The organism is Streptomyces misionensis, assembly GCF_900104815.1.
GTDB classification, from domain to species: domain Bacteria; phylum Actinomycetota; class Actinomycetes; order Streptomycetales; family Streptomycetaceae; genus Streptomyces; species Streptomyces misionensis.
Genome location: NZ_FNTD01000004.1, coordinates 1,425,864 through 1,441,802, shown reverse-complemented (window position 1 = coordinate 1,441,802; position 15,939 = coordinate 1,425,864). Strand labels below are relative to the sequence as shown.

16 protein-coding genes are annotated in these 15,939 nt (G+C 75.0%); 5 read left to right on the top strand and 11 right to left on the bottom strand.

The annotated features are described in order from the left end of the window. Positions 1–99 precede the first annotated feature (99 nt). Complete coding sequence (locus BLW85_RS08015) at positions 100–294, top strand: hypothetical protein (protein WP_070028124.1); 195 nt, start codon at positions 100–102, stop codon at positions 292–294. A 13-nt stretch (positions 295–307) separates the two neighbouring features. Here BLW85_RS08015 and BLW85_RS08010 read toward each other — a convergent pair whose 3' ends face one another. The 3 genes from BLW85_RS08010 to BLW85_RS08000 form a co-directional block, all read right to left on the bottom strand. Continuing rightward, positions 308–1,546, bottom strand: coding sequence for a phosphodiester glycosidase family protein (locus tag BLW85_RS08010; protein ID WP_079172302.1), 1,239 nt, complete (start codon positions 1,544–1,546; stop codon positions 308–310). A 75-nt stretch (positions 1,547–1,621) separates the two neighbouring features. Next, the gene (locus tag BLW85_RS08005) at positions 1,622–1,984 is read right to left on the bottom strand and encodes a DUF779 domain-containing protein (RefSeq protein ID WP_070028123.1); all 363 of its coding nucleotides are present in this window, start codon (positions 1,982–1,984) and stop codon (positions 1,622–1,624) included. A gap of 41 nt (positions 1,985–2,025) precedes the next feature. After that, a complete protein-coding gene (locus tag BLW85_RS08000; RefSeq protein WP_074991689.1) occupies positions 2,026–3,510 on the bottom strand; it encodes a purine-cytosine permease family protein in 1,485 nt (494 codons plus the stop codon). 94 nt (positions 3,511–3,604) lie between these two features. On the opposite strand from BLW85_RS08000, the gene BLW85_RS07995 reads away from it, so the two are divergent. Together BLW85_RS07995 and BLW85_RS07990 are read left to right on the top strand one after the other, a co-directional pair. Further along, positions 3,605–4,345, top strand: coding sequence for a TetR/AcrR family transcriptional regulator (locus BLW85_RS07995; RefSeq protein ID WP_074991688.1), 741 nt, complete (start codon positions 3,605–3,607; stop codon positions 4,343–4,345). Between the two features lie 9 nt (positions 4,346–4,354). Continuing rightward, on the top strand, positions 4,355–5,974 hold the full coding sequence (locus tag BLW85_RS07990) for an amidohydrolase (protein WP_074991687.1): 1,620 nt from the start codon (positions 4,355–4,357) through the stop codon (positions 5,972–5,974). Positions 5,975–6,002: 28 nt separating this feature from the next. Here BLW85_RS07990 and BLW85_RS07985 read toward each other — a convergent pair whose 3' ends face one another. Further along, positions 6,003–6,725, bottom strand: coding sequence for a DedA family protein (locus tag BLW85_RS07985; protein WP_079172301.1), 723 nt, complete (start codon positions 6,723–6,725; stop codon positions 6,003–6,005). Between the two features lie 167 nt (positions 6,726–6,892). On the opposite strand from BLW85_RS07985, the gene BLW85_RS07980 reads away from it, so the two are divergent. Continuing rightward, positions 6,893–7,468 (top strand): HD domain-containing protein, encoded by a 576-nt coding sequence (locus tag BLW85_RS07980; protein ID WP_074991686.1) that lies wholly within the window; start codon positions 6,893–6,895, stop codon positions 7,466–7,468. 48 nt (positions 7,469–7,516) lie between these two features. Continuing rightward, complete coding sequence (locus BLW85_RS07975) at positions 7,517–8,764, top strand: GAF domain-containing SpoIIE family protein phosphatase (protein ID WP_244174845.1); 1,248 nt, start codon at positions 7,517–7,519, stop codon at positions 8,762–8,764. A 28-nt stretch (positions 8,765–8,792) separates the two neighbouring features. On the opposite strand, the gene BLW85_RS40090 is transcribed toward BLW85_RS07975, so the two are convergent. The 7 genes from BLW85_RS40090 to BLW85_RS07940 all read right to left on the bottom strand — a co-directional run bounded on the left by BLW85_RS40090 (position 8,793) and on the right by BLW85_RS07940 (position 15,893). Then, the gene (locus BLW85_RS40090) at positions 8,793–9,557 is read right to left on the bottom strand and encodes an NADase-type glycan-binding domain-containing protein (protein ID WP_244174844.1); all 765 of its coding nucleotides are present in this window, start codon (positions 9,555–9,557) and stop codon (positions 8,793–8,795) included. 487 nt (positions 9,558–10,044) lie between these two features. Continuing rightward, a complete protein-coding gene (locus BLW85_RS07965; protein WP_074991683.1) occupies positions 10,045–10,608 on the bottom strand; it encodes a phage tail protein in 564 nt (187 codons plus the stop codon). Continuing rightward, positions 10,605–12,563, bottom strand: coding sequence for a putative baseplate assembly protein (locus BLW85_RS07960; RefSeq protein ID WP_074991682.1), 1,959 nt, complete (start codon positions 12,561–12,563; stop codon positions 10,605–10,607). Before BLW85_RS07960 ends, BLW85_RS07965 begins: the two co-directional genes overlap by 4 nt. Next, complete coding sequence (locus BLW85_RS07955; protein WP_070028115.1) at positions 12,563–12,985, bottom strand: GPW/gp25 family protein; 423 nt, start codon at positions 12,983–12,985, stop codon at positions 12,563–12,565. Before BLW85_RS07955 ends, BLW85_RS07960 begins: the two co-directional genes overlap by 1 nt. Beyond that, complete coding sequence (locus tag BLW85_RS07950) at positions 12,985–13,302, bottom strand: PAAR domain-containing protein (RefSeq protein ID WP_070028114.1); 318 nt, start codon at positions 13,300–13,302, stop codon at positions 12,985–12,987. The genes BLW85_RS07955 and BLW85_RS07950 overlap by 1 nt, the downstream gene beginning before the upstream one ends. 45 nt (positions 13,303–13,347) lie before the next feature. Next, on the bottom strand, positions 13,348–15,174 hold the full coding sequence (locus BLW85_RS07945; RefSeq protein ID WP_074991681.1) for a VgrG-related protein: 1,827 nt from the start codon (positions 15,172–15,174) through the stop codon (positions 13,348–13,350). Further along, on the bottom strand, positions 15,171–15,893 hold the full coding sequence (locus tag BLW85_RS07940) for a CIS tube protein (RefSeq protein WP_074991680.1): 723 nt from the start codon (positions 15,891–15,893) through the stop codon (positions 15,171–15,173). Before BLW85_RS07940 ends, BLW85_RS07945 begins: the two co-directional genes overlap by 4 nt. Positions 15,894–15,939 lie beyond the last annotated feature (46 nt).

Below are 15,939 nucleotides of genomic sequence, written 5' to 3'. Positions count from 1 at the left end.
ACCACACGTTCGGCGGACACGCCAGCCGCCCGACGGAACCCTCCGCTACGCCACACTTGCGACCGAATGCCCCATTTGGGCGTGGCGGAGGAGGTTCCGATGGCGATTTCCATCTCAGTGGTGCTGCTGCTCCTGATCCTGGCCGTGATCTTCATGCGCAACGGCTCGCTGAAGGTCTCCCACGGCCTGGTCTGCATGCTGCTCGGCTTCTATCTGGCGTGCACGAGCATGGCGCCCACCATCCACAGCGGGCTCGACGCTACGGCCGACCTGGTCAGCAGCCTGCGGCCCTGAGCCCACGGCCGGGTCAGCCCGTCTCGAAGACACCGACCCCGTTGGCCACGGGGCGTTCGGCGCCGCCGCTCGGATGGTTGCGGACGGTCACCGAGGCCGCGCCCGGGTCCCGGGTGACCATCTCGGAGGAGCCGCCGCCGTCCAGGTTGAACGCGTAGGACGCCCCCAACGACCGCATGGTGGCGGCCTCTTCGGCGACCGTGAGGCCGGATCGGTAGGCGGCGGCCCCGTCCAGCGCGAGGATCAGCAGCCGCCGGCCGCCGCCGTTGAACCCCACCGCCGTGCGCACCGCCGAGGCGGTGTCGTCCAGCCCGGCGAGCGGCTTGCCGTCCCGCAGCACCGGGAAGCCGCCGACCGCGAAGGCGTAGGCGACCGCGGAGGAGGCCGCGGTCAGGGAGTGCGTGACGGTCACCGCGTCCCCGACGGCGAGCGCGCGCAGCTGCCGGGCGCCCTCCTCGCGACCCACCAGGACCGTGGTGTCCGCCGGGATCGCGCCGCTGCCCGGGGCGGTCGCGGCGGAGACCACCCGGCCGCCGCGCACGGTCACCTCGTAGGCGTCCGTGGTGCAGCCCGCACCCCGGTCGGTGTCGGTGCCGCACACGGCCCGCTCACGGGAGGCGGCGCCCCACCAGGTGGTGTAGGCGCCGATCGAGTTCTGCGGCAGCGCGTACTGGTTGAGCCCCTTCAGTGGGAGCGTGCCCGCCGGGGTGCGCACCGAGCCGGTCAGGGAGAGGCGGTCCAGACGGGCCCGGTGGTCGGTGCCCACACCGACGACGTCCTCGGTGGTGGTGCCCGGCGGCAGCGCGGGCCCGAACCGCTGGCCGCCGGGCACCGCGGCCTTGAGCACCTGACCGTCCGCGACGGCCGGGCCGACGCTCGCGCCGGTGGCGTCGACGCCCGGGTGCTGGGTCTCGGTGATGTCGAAGAAGTCCCCGTTGACGCCCGCGAGTGCCTTGCCCGCGTCCGCCATCGCGGAGACCGTGGCCCGGGCGGCCACCGCCCCTGGGTGCAGCAGGCCGACGCGGACGTGCGGATTGCCGAGGTCGACCGTGAGCAGATGGGCGTGCGCCGTCCCCGCGGCCGCGGGCACGTCGAACTCCCGGTAGGTGACGCCCGGGGCGATGCTCCTCCCCTCCGGAACGGCACCGGCCGGCGCCGCCCCCGCGAGGGCCGCGCCGGCCAGTACACCGAACGCCGTGACAACCGTGAGAACCGCTCTGCCCGCTGCCGAACGCCCGCGACGTCTGGTCACCGTGCCCCCTGATGTCTCGTCAACCGTCCCTGTGGTCAGGGGCAGTGCACCAGAAGGTCGCGGACAGCGGGAGGACTAGGCGTCGACTACGCGAGAACGGGTGAGGAAACGCACCCCCTCGGGTGCCTCCAGGGAGAATCCGCTGCCGCGGCCCGGCACGACGTCCACGATGAGCCGGGTGTGGCGCCAGGCCTCGTACTGGCTGCGGGACATCCAGAAGGTGACCGGCTCGGCCACCCCCGTCACGTCCAGTTCCGCCAGCAGTACGTCCGAGTCGCCGGTGCGGAACTCGCCGTCCGGGTAGCACATGGGCGCGCTGCCGTCGCAGCAGCCGCCGGACTGGTGGAACATCAGCGGTCCGTGCGCGGCGCGCAGCCGGCGCACCAGTTCCTCGGCGCGCGGGGTGAGTTCGACGCGGGGGACTTCCTCTACTTCCATGTCACCGTCCTGGAGGCCGGGGCGTCCGTCCCGGCCCAGTCTCACGGATGGCCGGGGGGCCGTCCAGAGCGCGGCGGGACTCGGACGCCTGTGCGCCCCGGGCCGCGCATCAGCAGGGCGTAGGCGGCGGCGGAGACCAGGAGGCCCGCGGGCAGGGCGAGGTCCACATGGCCGAGGGCCGCGGCCGCCGGGCCGGTGTAGACCGTGTCGACGCACAGCGCGGAGGCGGCGACGCCCGCCGAAAGGGCAAGCGCCCCACGCCAGTTGACGCCACCGGTGTACCAGAAGCGGCCGGTGGGGGACTCGTCGGTGAGGGCGGGGCCGTCGTAGCGGCCCCGGCGCAGCAGGATGTCCACGGCGTACACGGCGGTGCTGGGGCCGAGCAGGACCACGGTCAGCTGGAGCACATTGCCTACGGTGTCCAGGAAGTCGGAGACGAGCAGCGCGTACAGGGTGAGCGAGACGGAGACCGTGCCGTCGACCAGGACGCTGAGCGAGCGACGGATGCGGATGCCGACGGCCTGGAGGGCGAGACCGGCGCTGTAGGCGGTCAGCGCGTTCAGGGCGACGGTGCCGAGGACCAGCGCGAGCAGGAACAGCGGCCGGAACCAGGCGGGCAGCAGCGGTTGCAGCGCCGACTGCGGGTCGTTCATGTCGACGGCGGTGGCCGCGCACGCGCCGAGCCCGCAGACCACCACGCCGGGCAGGAAGCCGCCGAGCGCCGTCCAGCCGGCCACCGCCCAGGGTGAGGTGGTGCGCGGCAGATAGCGGGAGAAGTCGGCGCTGGTGGTGTAGGAGAGGGGGCCGGAGGCGATCAGGGCGACGCCGGCCAGGACGGTCGCCCACAGCGCGTCGCCCCTCAGAGGCCGGTGCGGGGCGTAGGAGAAGTCCGTGTGCCGCAGCACGGCGACCGCGAGGACGGCGAACACGACCGTCAGCACCAGGGTGATCGGCATGTAGAGACGCACGATCGCGGAGTGGCCGTAGACGCTGATGGCCAGGGTGACCGCGGCGATGAGCACCACGACGACCGCCTTGACCGCGGAGTTCACGGGCAGGCCGGTCCGGGCCACCAGGGAGAAGGCCGCGGTGGCGGCGGCGGCCAGGTTGAGCGCGAAGTAGCAGACGGAGATCAGCCAGCCGGTCACCGCGTTGTTGACCCGGTTGCCCCGCACCCCGTACAGCGCCCGCGTGATGACCTCGCTGGGCGCGCCCGCGGCCGGGCCCGGGACCGCGAGCAGCCCGGTGAGCAGCCAGAAGAGATTGCCGACGACGGTCACCGCGAGCGCCTGCCACAGGCTCAGGCCCATCAGCACCAGCGCGCCGCCGACCACCAGGCTCAGGTAGTTGACGTTGGCGGCGGCCCACACCGAGAACAACTCCCGTGGTCTGCCCCGGCGTTCGGAGTCCGGGATGTGGTCGATGCCGTGCGTCTCCACGCCGCCGAAGTCCCGGGGGGAGGGGGCGGGCCCCTCGCCGGGCGCGGTCTGCGCGTCGGGACAGGGATCGGGGAGCGTGGACGCCATGGGGCCCTCCGGAAGCGGCGGGGAAGGGAGGCCGGGCGCTTGTTGGGCACGCGACCAGTTGCTTATTGGTCGCACACTCAATAGCATCGCTGTCATGTCGTCAAGCGTTCAGCGCAAGCGGATCCGCAAGGATCCGGCGGCCCGGCGGGCGGAGATCGTGACCACGGCCGCCGCCGTCGCCCTGGCGGAGGGCCTGGAGTGCGTCACCCTGCGCCGGATCGGTGAGGAACTGGCCGTGCGCCCGGGATTGATCAGCCACTACTTCCCGTCGGCCGAGGAACTGGTCGCCGAGGCCTTCGGCCACGCGGCGACCGCGGAACTGGACCGCCTGCTGCCGGACGCGGGGGGCGCGACCGGGGAACCGGAGCCGGATACCGCGACCGCCGGAACCGCGGCCGACGGTGCCACGCCCGTTGGCACTGCGCCTTCCGGATCCGCGGCCGGGCCGCTCGTCCGGTTGAGGCGGTTCCTGGGGCGGACGACCGGGGAGGAGTACGACGCCATCAGCCGGCTGTGGATCAACGCCCGGCACCTGAGCCGCTACCGGCCGCTGCTGCGCGAGCGGGTGGCCCGGCAGGAGGCCGCCTGGCGCGGGCGCCTCGAAGAGCTGATCCGGGACGGCGTGGCCGCGGACGAGTTCCGAACCGCCGATCCCCTCGGTGCCGCCGTCCAGATCCTCGTCGTCCTCGACGGCCTCGGCGTCCACGTCAACACCGTCACCCCCGCCCGGCCCGCCGCCGTGCTGCGCATGGCGCACAGCACCGCCGAGCGTGAACTCGGCCTGTCCGCAGGCGCGTTGGATCACCCCGAGCCCACCGAACAGTCCCCCTCCTGAAGGAGCCCCGTGCCCGCCGATCTCGTCCTGCTCTCCGCCCGGCTGCTCGACCCCGGCACCGGCGCCCTCCTGCCGCACACCGCGCTCGCCGCGCGGGACGGCGGCATCGTGCTGCTCGGGGACGACCGGGAGGCCCGTGCCCTCGCCGGGCCCCGCAGCACCGTGCTGGACCTGCGCGGCGCGGTGGTCCTGCCGGGCCTGACCGACGGGCACCTGCACCCCGTCTCCGGTGCCGAGCGCACCATGGGCGTGGACCTCTCCGCCTGCCGCGACCTCGACGCCGTACGCGCCGCCCTCGCCGACGCCGTGCGCGCGCTGCCGCCGGGCGGCTGGCTGCGCGGCTGGGGTCTGGACCCCAACGCCTTCGGCGGCGCGCCCGTCGGTCACGCGGCCCTCGGGCCCGTCCTCGACGGCGTCCCCGCCTTCATCGAACTCTTCGACGCCCACTCCGCCCTGGCCGGCGCACGCGCCCTGGAGCTGGCGGGCATCGACGGGCCGCGCGCCTTCGAGCAGGGCTCGCAGATCGTCTGCGACGCGGACGGGCGGCCCACCGGACTCCTGCTGGAGGACGCCGCCTGCGCGCTCGTGGAGGCCGTCGCGCCCCGGCCGACCGAGGCCGAGGTCCGCGCCCGGGCCACCGAGGTGCTGCGCGCGATGGCCGCCTCGGGCCTCACCGGCGGGCACGCCATGGACGCCAACGGCGACACCCTCGCCGTCTACGCCGCGCTGGAGGCCGAGGACGCCCTCCCGCTGCGGCTGCGGGTGCACCCCTGGTGCCCGCCGGAGGCCGACGACGACGCCGTCGCCGAACTGATCCGGCTCCAGGGCACCGGTGGGGCGCTGTGGCGGGTGGCCGGTGTGAAGCTCTTCATGGACGGCACCATCGACAACGGCACCGCCTGGCTGGAGGCGCCCGACCGGCACGGGGAGTCCACCCGCGCCTTCTGGCCCGACCCGCGTCGCTACACCGGGGTGATCGCCGCCCTGCACCGGGCCGGGGTGCCCACCGCCACCCACGCCATCGGGGACGCGGCCGTACGGCATGTGCTCGACTCCGTGGCCCAGGCGCAGACGGACGGTCCCGGCGCCGTACGGCACCGCGTCGAGCACATCGAGACCGTGCCGGACGACACCGTGCGGCGGTTCGCGCCGCTCGGGGTGGCCGCGTCCATGCAGCCGACCCACTGCTGCGAGTTCACCCGCGCCGACCACACCGACAACTGGTCGCGGCGGCTCGGCGAGGAGCGGGCCGGGCACGCCTTCCGCTGCCGTGACCTGTGGGACGCGGGGGCCCGGGTGGTGCTCGGCTCCGACTGGCCCGTGGCGCCGTACCCGCCGCTGGAGGTCATGGCGGGCGCCCGGCACCGCCGTCCCGCCGACCTCTCCCTGCCGCCGCACGGCCCCGACCAGGCCCTCACCCCGCTGCGGGCCCTGCGGGCGATGACCGTGAACCCGGCCTGGGTCGCGGGGGAGGAGGGGATCGCCGGACGGCTCGCCGTCGGCTACCGTGCCGACCTCACGGTGCTCGCCGAGGACCCGCTGGCCGTCGCGGACACGGAGTTGGCGCAGGTGCCGGTGGTGGCGACGGTGCTGGCGGGACGCGTGACACACCGGGGAGCCGCGCTGTAACCGCCCGCCCCGGCGGCGTGGGACCGGGTCAGGGCCGGCGCCGGTCCTGCCGTTCCTGCCGGTCCTGCCGTTCCTGCCGTTCCTGCCTGTCCCGCCGTTCCTGCCGGCCCTGCCGGCCCTGCGTGCCCCGCCGTTCGCGGCGGGTCCGGGCGGCCTCCAGCAGCAGCGGCAGCAGCGACAGCACGACGACCGCCACGACCAGCAGCAGCAGATAGTCGTTCACCCGGGGCACGGAGGCGCCGAGGGTGAAGCCCGCCAGCACCAGGACCTGCGACCAGAGCACCCCGCCCACGCTCTGCCAGAGGGTGAAGGGCCGCAGCGGCACCTCCAGCGCCCCCGCCACCGGATGCAGCACCGTGCGCAGCAGCGGCACGAACCGGCCGAGCACCAGCGCCTTGCCGTAGCCGTACCGGGCCAGCAACTCCTCGGCGCGGGACGCCGCGCCCTTCACCCGCCGGCTGGAGGTGCGCGCGAGCAGCGCCCGCCCGCCGTGCCGCCCGATCAGATAGCCGACCTGGCCCCCGGCCACCGCGCCGACCGCCGCGCACAGCAGCACCTGCCACAACGCCAGCCGCGGCGGCTGCTGGGCGGTGCCCGCGCACAGCACACCGGCCGGGAACAACAGCGTGTCCCCGGGCAGGAAGAAGCCGACGACCAGCAGACCGGACTCCGCGAAGATCACCGTCAGCACCCCGAGCGCGCCGAAGGCCGCCAGCACCGAGGCGCTGTCCATCGGGTTGACGGCGATCACCGGCGGCGCCTCCTGGCCTCCTCGCGGGTCTCCACCCCCACCAGGATCGCGTGCCCGGCACGCCGACGCCCATGCCCGCACGGACCGCGCGGGAAAGAACGGACCGGACATCCCCCGGCCACCCCTCGTACACCCGGCCGTACACCCCGCCGGGGCAGCGTGGCCCCATGACGCACCACCCGATCCGCCCCGTCCCGTCCGTCGACGCGCTGATGGACCTGCTGGCCGGCTGCGCCGGCGTCTGGGACACCCCGGACCGCTCCGGCGACCCGGTGGACATCCTCGACCACGGCCTCCAGGTCGCCGCCCTGCTCGCCGCGAGCCACCCGGACGACGAGGAGGTGCAGGCGGCCGGGCTCGTGCACGACCTCGGCCACCGCCTCGTGCCGGGCGACGAGGCGGGACACGGCGCGCATGCCGCGGCGGCGGTCGAGGGCCTGCTCAGCTCCCGGGTCGCCCGCCTGGTCGCCCTGCACATTCCGGCCAAGCGCTGTCTCGCGGCGACCGACCCGCACCTCGCGCTGTCCCCGGAGAGCGAGCGCACGCTGGGCCGGCAGGGCGGCCCCATGACCCCGGAGGAGGCCGCCGCCTTCGCGGCCGACCCCGACTTCGCGGCGGCCCTCGCGCTGCGCCGCGCCGACGACGCGGGCAAGGTGGCCGGCGCCCGGGTGGCGGCGCCGGAGACCTGGCGGCCCGTCCTGGAGCGGGTCGCCGGCCGCCGGGCGGGGACCCGTGCGTGCTGATGTGGTCATGGCGGGACTGTGCGGGGATCCCCCTCTAAGGTGAGTGCTGTGGTGGATTGGTTTCACCCGTTCCGTCAGTCGACGGTGGACGCCGTCGAGCCCGGATACGGCAGACCCGCCCGGGAGGAGACCCGCGTACCGGCGGGCCCGGCCGAGCTGCGCGCGGTGGCGGCCGGGATCGGCACCACCCTGGACGAGGACACCACCTGCGCCGAGCTGACCCGCACCGCCGCGGCCCGGCTGGGCGGCGCCGCGGCCGTGCTCAGCTGGGGCCGCGAGGCCGCGGTGGGCTACGCGGCCGTCGGCGGCGACCCGGAGCTGCTGCCCGAGGCGCGGCGGATCGCGGCGGCGGTCCGGCCGGGCGCCGACCCGGACGAGGACCGGTGGATCGCGGCCGGACCCGGCGCCGAACGCGCCGCGCTCTGTGTGCCGCTGACGGCCGGCGGCCACTGCTACGGCGTGCTGGTCTGCGCCCGCGGGAACGAGCCGTACCCGGGGCCGGAGACCGAGTTCCTGCGGTTCCTCGCCGAGCGCGCCGCCTCCCACATCCGGCACGCCCGCGAGCACCACGCGGTCAGCGGCATCATCGGGAAACTCCAGCGGGCCCTGCTGGCCGAGCCGGGCCGGCCGCACCCCAATCTGGACGTCGCCATCCGCTATCTGCCGGTCGGGAACAGCACGCTGGTCGGCGGGGACTGGTGCGAGACCGTACGACTGCACTTCGGCCGCACCCTGCTGGTCGTCGGCGACGTCATGGGGCACGGCCTGGAGGCCGCCGTCGACATGACCGCCTACCGCTCCGCCCTGCGCTACGTCGCCTCCGCCGACCTGCCCCCGCACCGCGTGCTGCGCCAGCTCGACGGCATGGCCGCCGAGGAACCCGACCGCAGGCCCGCCACCTGCCTGCTGGCGCAGGTCGACCCCAACCGGGGCATGGTGACGCTGGCCGGCGCCGGACACCTGCCGCCGCTCGTGATCGATCAGGACGGGCGGGCCACCCGGCTGCCGGTGCCGGTCGGGCCGCCTCTGGGCACCGGCTTCGGCGGCTACGAGCCGGCCACCTGCCGGCTGGCGCCCGGGCAGACCCTCGTGCTGTTCACGGACGGTCTGGTAGAGCGGCGCGGCGAGGACATCGACCGCTCCCTGGACCGGCTGGCGGGTATCCGCTTCGGGGCCGGCGCCGGACCCGAGGAGATCCTCGACACCGTCGTCACCCGCCTCGACGTCCGCGACACGGAGGACGACGTCGCCGTCCTGGCCGCCCGGCTGCGCCCGCGCTCCTCCCCGGCCGGGTAGCCCGGACGACGGTGCGCCGGCCGGACGCTCAGCTCCGCTGGAAGAACTCGACCTCCGCGAGGGCGACGTGACGGCCCGCCGTCAGGCCCGTGACCGAACGCAGCACCAGCCGCACGCCCACCACGTCGTCGATCCCGGTCGCGACGGTCTGCGGTCCCGCCTTGTCGCCGAGGGACACCGACTTGTGGTGCACTTTGCCGTCGGAGGACGTGACCTCCATGTCCATCTGCAAGGCGCGGGCCTCGGTCGCGTACTGCTGCGGCGAGTCCGAGGCGCCGTTGGTGATGATGAGATCCACCAGCCGGAACGGCTTGCCGAAGGTGTACGTCACCGACGCCCCCGGCCCCGGCGCGCCCCAGTAGCGGTTGCTCAGGCCGTCCGTGGTGTTCGAGGCCGGATGCCCGCTCACCGAGGCGCTCGCCGTGACGTGCACCGGCGTGACCGCCTTGGTGCCGCCGAGCTTGTCCCGGGTGTCCTCGACCAGGGAGCGTCCGGCGGGCAGTAGCAGGAACCCGCCCACGCACAGCGCGGCGACCACCACCAGGATCACCAGCAGCCGCACCCAGCGTCCGGAGCCCGCCCGCACCCGGCGCCGGAACGGCCACACGGTCCGCCACCACGGCAGCGCCTCCGCGGCCGCCCGCGGGTCCAGCGGGGTGGCGCAGCGGCGGCAGAACCGGCGCCCCGGCGGATTCGGCGTCCCGCACGCGGGGCACGGCGGCCCCACCACCTCCTCGCGCTCCGGCACCGGCCGCACGACGGGCCGCGGCGCGACCGCCTTGGCGGGCTGCACCGGGGCGGGCTGCCGCGGATCGGGTTCGGCGGGCTCGGGCGCGCGGGGCGCCGGAGGCGCCGGGCGTGCCGGGGGCGCGGCCGGTGTCGGTGCGGAAGAGACCGGTGGTGTCGGTGGTGTCGACGGGTCCGGCGGTGCGTGTGGTGCCGCTGATGCCGGAGGTGCGGCGGGCGTACTCGGGGCGTCTGCGCTCCCGGGAGTGGTACCGGCCGCCCTGGGAGTCGTACCGGCCGCCCCGGGAGTCGTACCGGGGGCAGACCCGGCCGGGGCGCTCGGCGGGTCGTCGTCGGCACCGGGGGTACGGTCGTCCCCCTCGCGGCGGACCGAACGGGGCTCCCGAGAGGGCGCGGGGGCATCGGCGGCCGGGTCCGGCTCCTCCACGGAGCGGCCGGCCTCCGCCGACCACCCCAGGTAGGCCCCGCAGTTGCCGCAGAAATCGTCGTCGGGGCCGTTGGACGCCCCGCACGCGGGACAGGCGCGCATGGCGTCACCTCCCTTCGTCGGCGGGCGGGCCGGACAGGATCTCCACCCGGCAGGGGACATGCACGGGACAGTGGGCGCGGACGACCTCCCGGACGCGGACCGCGTCCACCTCCGGCTCCCGGTCCGGCCACACCCGGACCAGCACCTCGCCGGACGGCGCGGGCGGCAGGGGCGTGCCCGGGGTGCGGGACCACACCGCGCCGCCGTCGCCGCTGACCTCGGCGTGCACCCCGAGCGTCAGCCGCAGCCGCTCCACCAGACCGCGCCGGGTGCCGCGCCAGCGGTGCAGTTCGACCGCCCGCACCACCGCCTCGCGGCGCAGCTCCGCGGGCCATTCGGGGTCGTCGGCGGCGCCCACCCAGGACGCCAGCCAGGCCACGAAGTCCGCCGGGGCGACCCGCGGATCGAGATACGCGGGGAGGTTGTCGAGGGTGGAGAACACCGGGGCGAGGACGGTGTCCAGGCCCGCCGTGAACCGCTGGGCGAAGTCGTCGTCGGCGTAGAGCGCGGGCAGCAGCCCCCCGATGGGGTGCCGGCTCGGCAGTCCGGGTACGGCGGCACGGCTCACGGGCGGGCCTCCGGCTCCATCGGCTGCACGACGACCTGGTGCTGGTAGGAGAAGACCAGCGCGCCCGGACCCACGTCGATGCGGTCCACCGGCGCGCCCCGCCGCCCGGTGATCGGGTCGGCGGCGAACAACCGGATCTCCTCCACCAGCGCGTTGCCCGTGGCGCGTTGCAGCACGCCGAACACCTCCCCGTACTGCACCGGCCGCCCGAACGGCCACCCGGTGCCGTCCGGACCGCCGCGCAGCGGGTTGAGGTACCGGAACAGCGCGGCGAGCGCCGCGTCCCGCACCCGGTCGGTGTCGCCGGGCGCGGTCGCGAGCCGGGCCACCACGGTGACGCCCTGGTAGACCGGGGGCTCCACCACCAACCGGGTCCCGATCAGCCGCCGTTCGTCCAGACTCCCGGTGATCGCGGCCAGCACCTGGTCCGAGGGGATGAGCTGCTCGAAGCGGAGCCGGTCGCCGTCGTCCGCCACCGCGTCCGGCACCACCAGCACCCGCACCGCGCCCGCCCCTTCCCCGGCGGGCAGACAGCGCACCCGCCGCACCGAGGGGGCCGCCTGCCGGGCGATGATCTCGTGGTCCTCCGCGGTGACCGCCCGCTCCTGCATGCGCAGCGCGTCCGGGGCCCGCAGCTTGGCGTTCTCCACCGTCTCGCCGTCCACCCCGCCGCGCGCCGCCTCCCGGTTGACGACCCGCGCGATGTACGGCACCGAGCTGCGCAGCACGGAGATCGCGCCGCGGGCCACGTTGCCGGCCGGGCCGCCGCCGGTGCGGTAGCGGGTCACCCGGATGTGGGCGCCCTTCTCCGGCACCGCGCCGCACAGCCGCAGCGTGCCGTCCGGCTCGCGCAGCGCGGGCGGGAAGAGGAACTCGCCGGTGGTGGCGTCCACCCGGACGTGCCGGTCGCCGGGCCCCGAGCGGCCGAAGTGCTCGACGACCTCCCAGCGCTGCCAGCCGTCGGCCGAGGAGACCTCCACCAGCGGGGGCTCGCCGTCCAGCAGCACGGGCGGGCGACCCAGCCGGAAGCTCTGGCCCGCGACCCCCTCCGAGGTGCCGAGCGGCACATCGGTGACGGTCTCGGCGTGCTCGACCGGGGTGGTGCCGCCGACGGTGAACACCGTCGCCTCCCGCACCGTCGGCGACTCCGAGTAGAACGGCTGGCCCGGCTCGGCCTCGGTGACGCGGCAGCGCAGCCAGCCCGCCCGGGTGCCGCCGATCACGGACGCCGTGTGCCCGGCCGGCACGTACACGATCACCTCGCCCGGCCGGTTCAGACCGCCCGTGCTGTCCGAGCCGGTCTCGCACTCCTGCCAGCGGCCCCCGTCCCACGCCTCCCACGCCAGCGGCGGCTGGCGCGGGTCCACGCCGACACCCTCCACCCGGCTGTCCAGGCGTACCGCCACGATGCACCGGGGCACCGCGGCGGGCAGCCCGAACAGCAGCGCGTCGCCCGGCTGCGGGGCCGCCTGGAAGCACCGCACGTCCCGGCCCTCGGCCAGCTCACCGGTCCGGTCGGTCTGCTCACCGGACCGGGGCGCGGTCACCAGCCGCACCAACTCGCTGGGCACGATGCGCAGTTCACCGGTGGTCGCGAACACCACCGGTTCCTCGGCCTCGCCGTCCGCGGTGGTCACCTCGGTGCCCGCGGGCAGCGTCACCGCCTCGGGCTGCGGCGCCGACAGCCAGAAGTCGACCTCGGCGCCGGCCGCCGCGGGCGGGAACAGCCGGATGCCCAACAGGTCCAGGAACGCGGTGTAGTTCTTGTCCGGCACCCGGTTCAGCCGGTACAGCAGCTGGTCCACGAGATAGGCGAACGTCTCGATCAGGGTGACGCCCGGGTCGGACACGTTGTGGTCGGTCCACTCGGGCGCGCGCTGCTGCACATAGCGCTTCGCCTCGTCGACGAGCTGCTGGAAGCGCCGGTCGTCCAGATTGGGGGAGGGCAGGGCCATCAGTCCGCGACCGCTTCCTCGGCCCCCTCCTCGGAGGGGATCGTGTAGAAGGGAAACACCAGGTTGCGCCGGTCGTTGGTGGAGCGGATGGTGTAGCGCACGTCGATGTAGAGAGTGCCGGCGTCGACCTCGTCGAAGGCGACCACCACCTCGTCCACCGCGATCCGCGGCTCCCAGCGCTCCAGCGCCTCGCGCACCTGCTGGGCGATCCGGCCCGCCGTGGCGCCGTCGCCCGGCGCGAAGACGTAGTCGTGGATGCCGCAGCCGAACTCCGGCCGCATCGGCCGCTCGCCGGGGGCGGTGCCCAGGACCAGCCGGATGGCCTCCTCGATCTCCCGCTCCCGCTCCACCAGCGCGATCCCGCCGGTCGGCCCCACCCGCAGCGGGAACGCCCAGCCCCGCCCGATGAACCGCTCGCTCATCACACCCCTCCGATCTGCACGTTCAGGGCGCCGAGCAGCACCTTCGCGCCGCACGCGGCGGTGTCGCCCGCCCGCGCGGCCGGCAGCCCGCCGATCAGGACCATGCCCGAGGTGAGCGAGGCCGGACTCGGCAGGAGCACATTGGCCGGGCCGAGCAACGCGTGCGGCGGCATCGGACACGTGTGCAGACTGCCCACGACGGCGGCGGGACGGCCGCCGATCAGCACCCGGGCCACCGCTGCGGCGGCGCCGGGCGGCGGGGTGGCGATCACACCGCCGTGACTGGTGGAATCGCCGGTACGAGCTGCGCCGGACATGGCGGGCTCCTCCTCGAAGTACGTGCGTACACAAAGTGCGGTCGGTCAGTTGATGCGTACGAGGTCCGCCTTCAGCACCCCCAGCAGGCCGCCGTCCAGCGTGAGGTCGGTCTGCCCGTTGACGGTCGCCGAACGGCCGTGCACCTTCACCGAATTGGTGCCGTCGATGTCCACATCGGCGCCCTTCACGGTGACCTTGCCGGTGCCCGCGTCGAGCGTGATGCCGCGCTCGTCCAGCCGCACCGAGGACAGCGCCCGCCGGCCGCCGGCCGCGTACACGGTCAGCTCGATCCGGTCGTTGCGGTCGTCGAGCAGCACCTCCATGCGCTCGTCCGCCGTCCGCAGCCGCACCCCGGACGGACCCGGCGCCCGCGCGTCCAGCAGCTCCACCCGGTGCCCCGAACGCGACACCACGGAACGGCGGTTGACCTTGCCGCTGGTGCCGTCGACCAGCGGCACGTCGTGCGGGGAGGGACCGTCCACGCCGTTGTAGAGGCCGCCGATGACGTACGGGCAGTCCAGCAGGCCCTGTTCGAAGCCGACCAGCACCTCGTCGTTGACCTCCGGGCTGACCACACCCCCGCCGCCCTTGCCGCCCCACTGCACCGTGCGCACCCAGTCGGTCACGTAAGTGTCGTCCAGCCAGGGGAACTTGAGCCGTACCGCGCCGTTCTGCGCGCCGCCCGGCTCCCGCACGTCCGTCACCACGCCGATCGCCAGACCCGGGATGCGCGGCCCGCGGCCGGGCGCGTTGGCGCCGGTCACCAGGCCCGCCAGGGACCGGTCCGGGCTGGCGCTGACCCACACCGTGGTCCGGTAGCCCTCGCCGGGGTCCAGACTGTGCTGCACGGCCGTCGCCGTGTACCGGCCGGAGAACGCCGGCCCGACGTTGCCGAGCGCCACCGGCAGCCCCGCCCGCAGCCTCGGACTGCCCTCCGCCACGACCTCCAGCTCGGCGAACCCGTCGGCCACCTGCGCGGAGATCGCCGCCGCGGCCGCGGTCGTCTCGGCCTGCGTACGGTACGGGGTGTCCGTCACCGTCAGCTTCGCCGACGCCCCGAACGTGGCGGCGAGCGCCGGGGAGAGGCCGGGCAGCACCGTCTTGCTGGCCACCGACGGCTGCCGGGCCACCAGCGGGGTCCTGGTGGTGACGTCCCAGCCGCGCACCTCCACCGAGGACGCGCCGTCCGCGCCCGACAGCGCCGCCCGCAACGCCAGCAGATTGCGCCCGTACTCCAGCACCATCGGGTTCTGCGTGGCCGGGGTCGACGGCGCGGGCGCCCCCGACGCCGGCTCGGGCCGGGTGAACTGGAGCACCCCCTTGGTGTCCACCCGCACCTGCGCGCCGCTCTCGCCCGCCAGGTACTGCAGGAAGTCCCAGTCGGAGACGTTGGCCTGCGACAACTGCTTGTAGGTGACCGGCGCGGCCTCCACCTTCCCGCAGGCGAGACCCGCGCCCGCGGCCACCTTGCGCACGATGGCCTCGGCGGTCATGTTCCGGTACGCCACCACCTTGCGGCCCCGCTGGAGCCGGTGCGCCTTGGAGTAGCCGCGCACCACCGTGAACGACCCGGTGCCGTCCCGGTCGATCTCCACCGCGGTGACCTCGCCGTCGAACAACGTCTCGCGCGACTGCCCGGAGACCGTCATCACCGACACCCGCAACGGCGTGCCGAGGGTGATGCCGCTCGCCCCCAGGAACTCGTTGTCGGGATCGCGGTAGGTGAGCACCGCGGTGTCCGGCAGGCCCACGTTCTCGTCCACCAGACAGCTGACCAGCTGGGCCGCCCAGACCTGCGGCAGCTCGCCGGGTGCCTCCACGATCGGGTCCGCCGCGAAGGACCGGCCGCCCCGCGCCTCCGGTGTGCTCACCGCTCCTCCTCACCGCCCGCGTCCCCGAGCGCCGGCACCACCAGTTCGGTGCCGGGCGGCAGGTCCATCGGGTCGTCGATCCCGTTCGCCTCCGCGATGACCCGCCAGGCCGTCGCGTTGCCGTACTCCCGCCAGGCCAGCAGCGCGAGGCTGTCCCCGGCCACCACCGTGTGAGTGCTGCGGGCCGTGCGCGATCCCGAGGTGGGGTTCTGCCCGGCCGGGTCGACGCTCGCCTCCTCCACCGACAGCGCGCAGGTCGCCCGCAGCGGCTTGCCGTCGACGTCGAACAGCGTGTACGTCACCGACAGGCTGGACAGCACCCCGTCGAACGACGTGGTGCGCGCGGTGCCCCACTCGAACCGCACCCAGGGGCTCGCCGGCTTCTTCCGCGCGAGACTCGCCGGCGTCGGCACACAGCCCTTCATCAGCTTCTCCACCGCCTGCTCGACCGAGTCGTCGTGCGTCGAGGTCGCGTCGAGGAACACCTCCAGGCTCAGCTCCCGCGGCCCGCTGCCCACGAACTCCGGCAGCGCCGACTGCCCGGCCATCCGCGAGGGCGTGCGCCGCCACGAGGTGGTCTTGCGCAACTGCAAGGTGGACGGGTTGAACTGGAGGTTCAGCCGCGCGATGGTTCCGCCGGGCTTCGCGCCGACCACCGAAGGGGGTTCCCTCAGGGTCAGCTGGGCCCGGGCACGGCTGGTGCGGGCAGCAGGGGACATACCGGGAACTCCTTTCGAACGGATCGGGGCGTCGGGGGCGGGGGTG

Bases quoted from the DNA above. Each gene is read 5' to 3' on its own strand.
- BLW85_RS07940 (WP_074991680.1), bottom strand. From the start codon at position 15,893: ATGTCCCCTGCTGCCCGCACCAGCCGTGCCCGGGCCCAGCTGACCCTG.
- BLW85_RS07955 (WP_070028115.1), bottom strand. From the start codon at position 12,985: ATGAGCGAGCGGTTCATCGGGCGGGGCTGGGCGTTCCCGCTGCGGGTG.
- BLW85_RS08005 (WP_070028123.1), bottom strand. From the start codon at position 1,984: ATGGAAGTAGAGGAAGTCCCCCGCGTCGAACTCACCCCGCGCGCCGAG.
- BLW85_RS07960 (WP_074991682.1), bottom strand. From the start codon at position 12,563: ATGGCCCTGCCCTCCCCCAATCTGGACGACCGGCGCTTCCAGCAGCTC.
- BLW85_RS07980 (WP_074991686.1), top strand. From the start codon at position 6,893: ATGACGCACCACCCGATCCGCCCCGTCCCGTCCGTCGACGCGCTGATG.
- BLW85_RS07950 (WP_070028114.1), bottom strand. From the start codon at position 13,302: ATGTCCGGCGCAGCTCGTACCGGCGATTCCACCAGTCACGGCGGTGTG.
- BLW85_RS08000 (WP_074991689.1), bottom strand. From the start codon at position 3,510: ATGGCGTCCACGCTCCCCGATCCCTGTCCCGACGCGCAGACCGCGCCC.
- BLW85_RS08015 (WP_070028124.1), top strand. From the start codon at position 100: ATGGCGATTTCCATCTCAGTGGTGCTGCTGCTCCTGATCCTGGCCGTG.
- BLW85_RS07995 (WP_074991688.1), top strand. From the start codon at position 3,605: ATGTCGTCAAGCGTTCAGCGCAAGCGGATCCGCAAGGATCCGGCGGCC.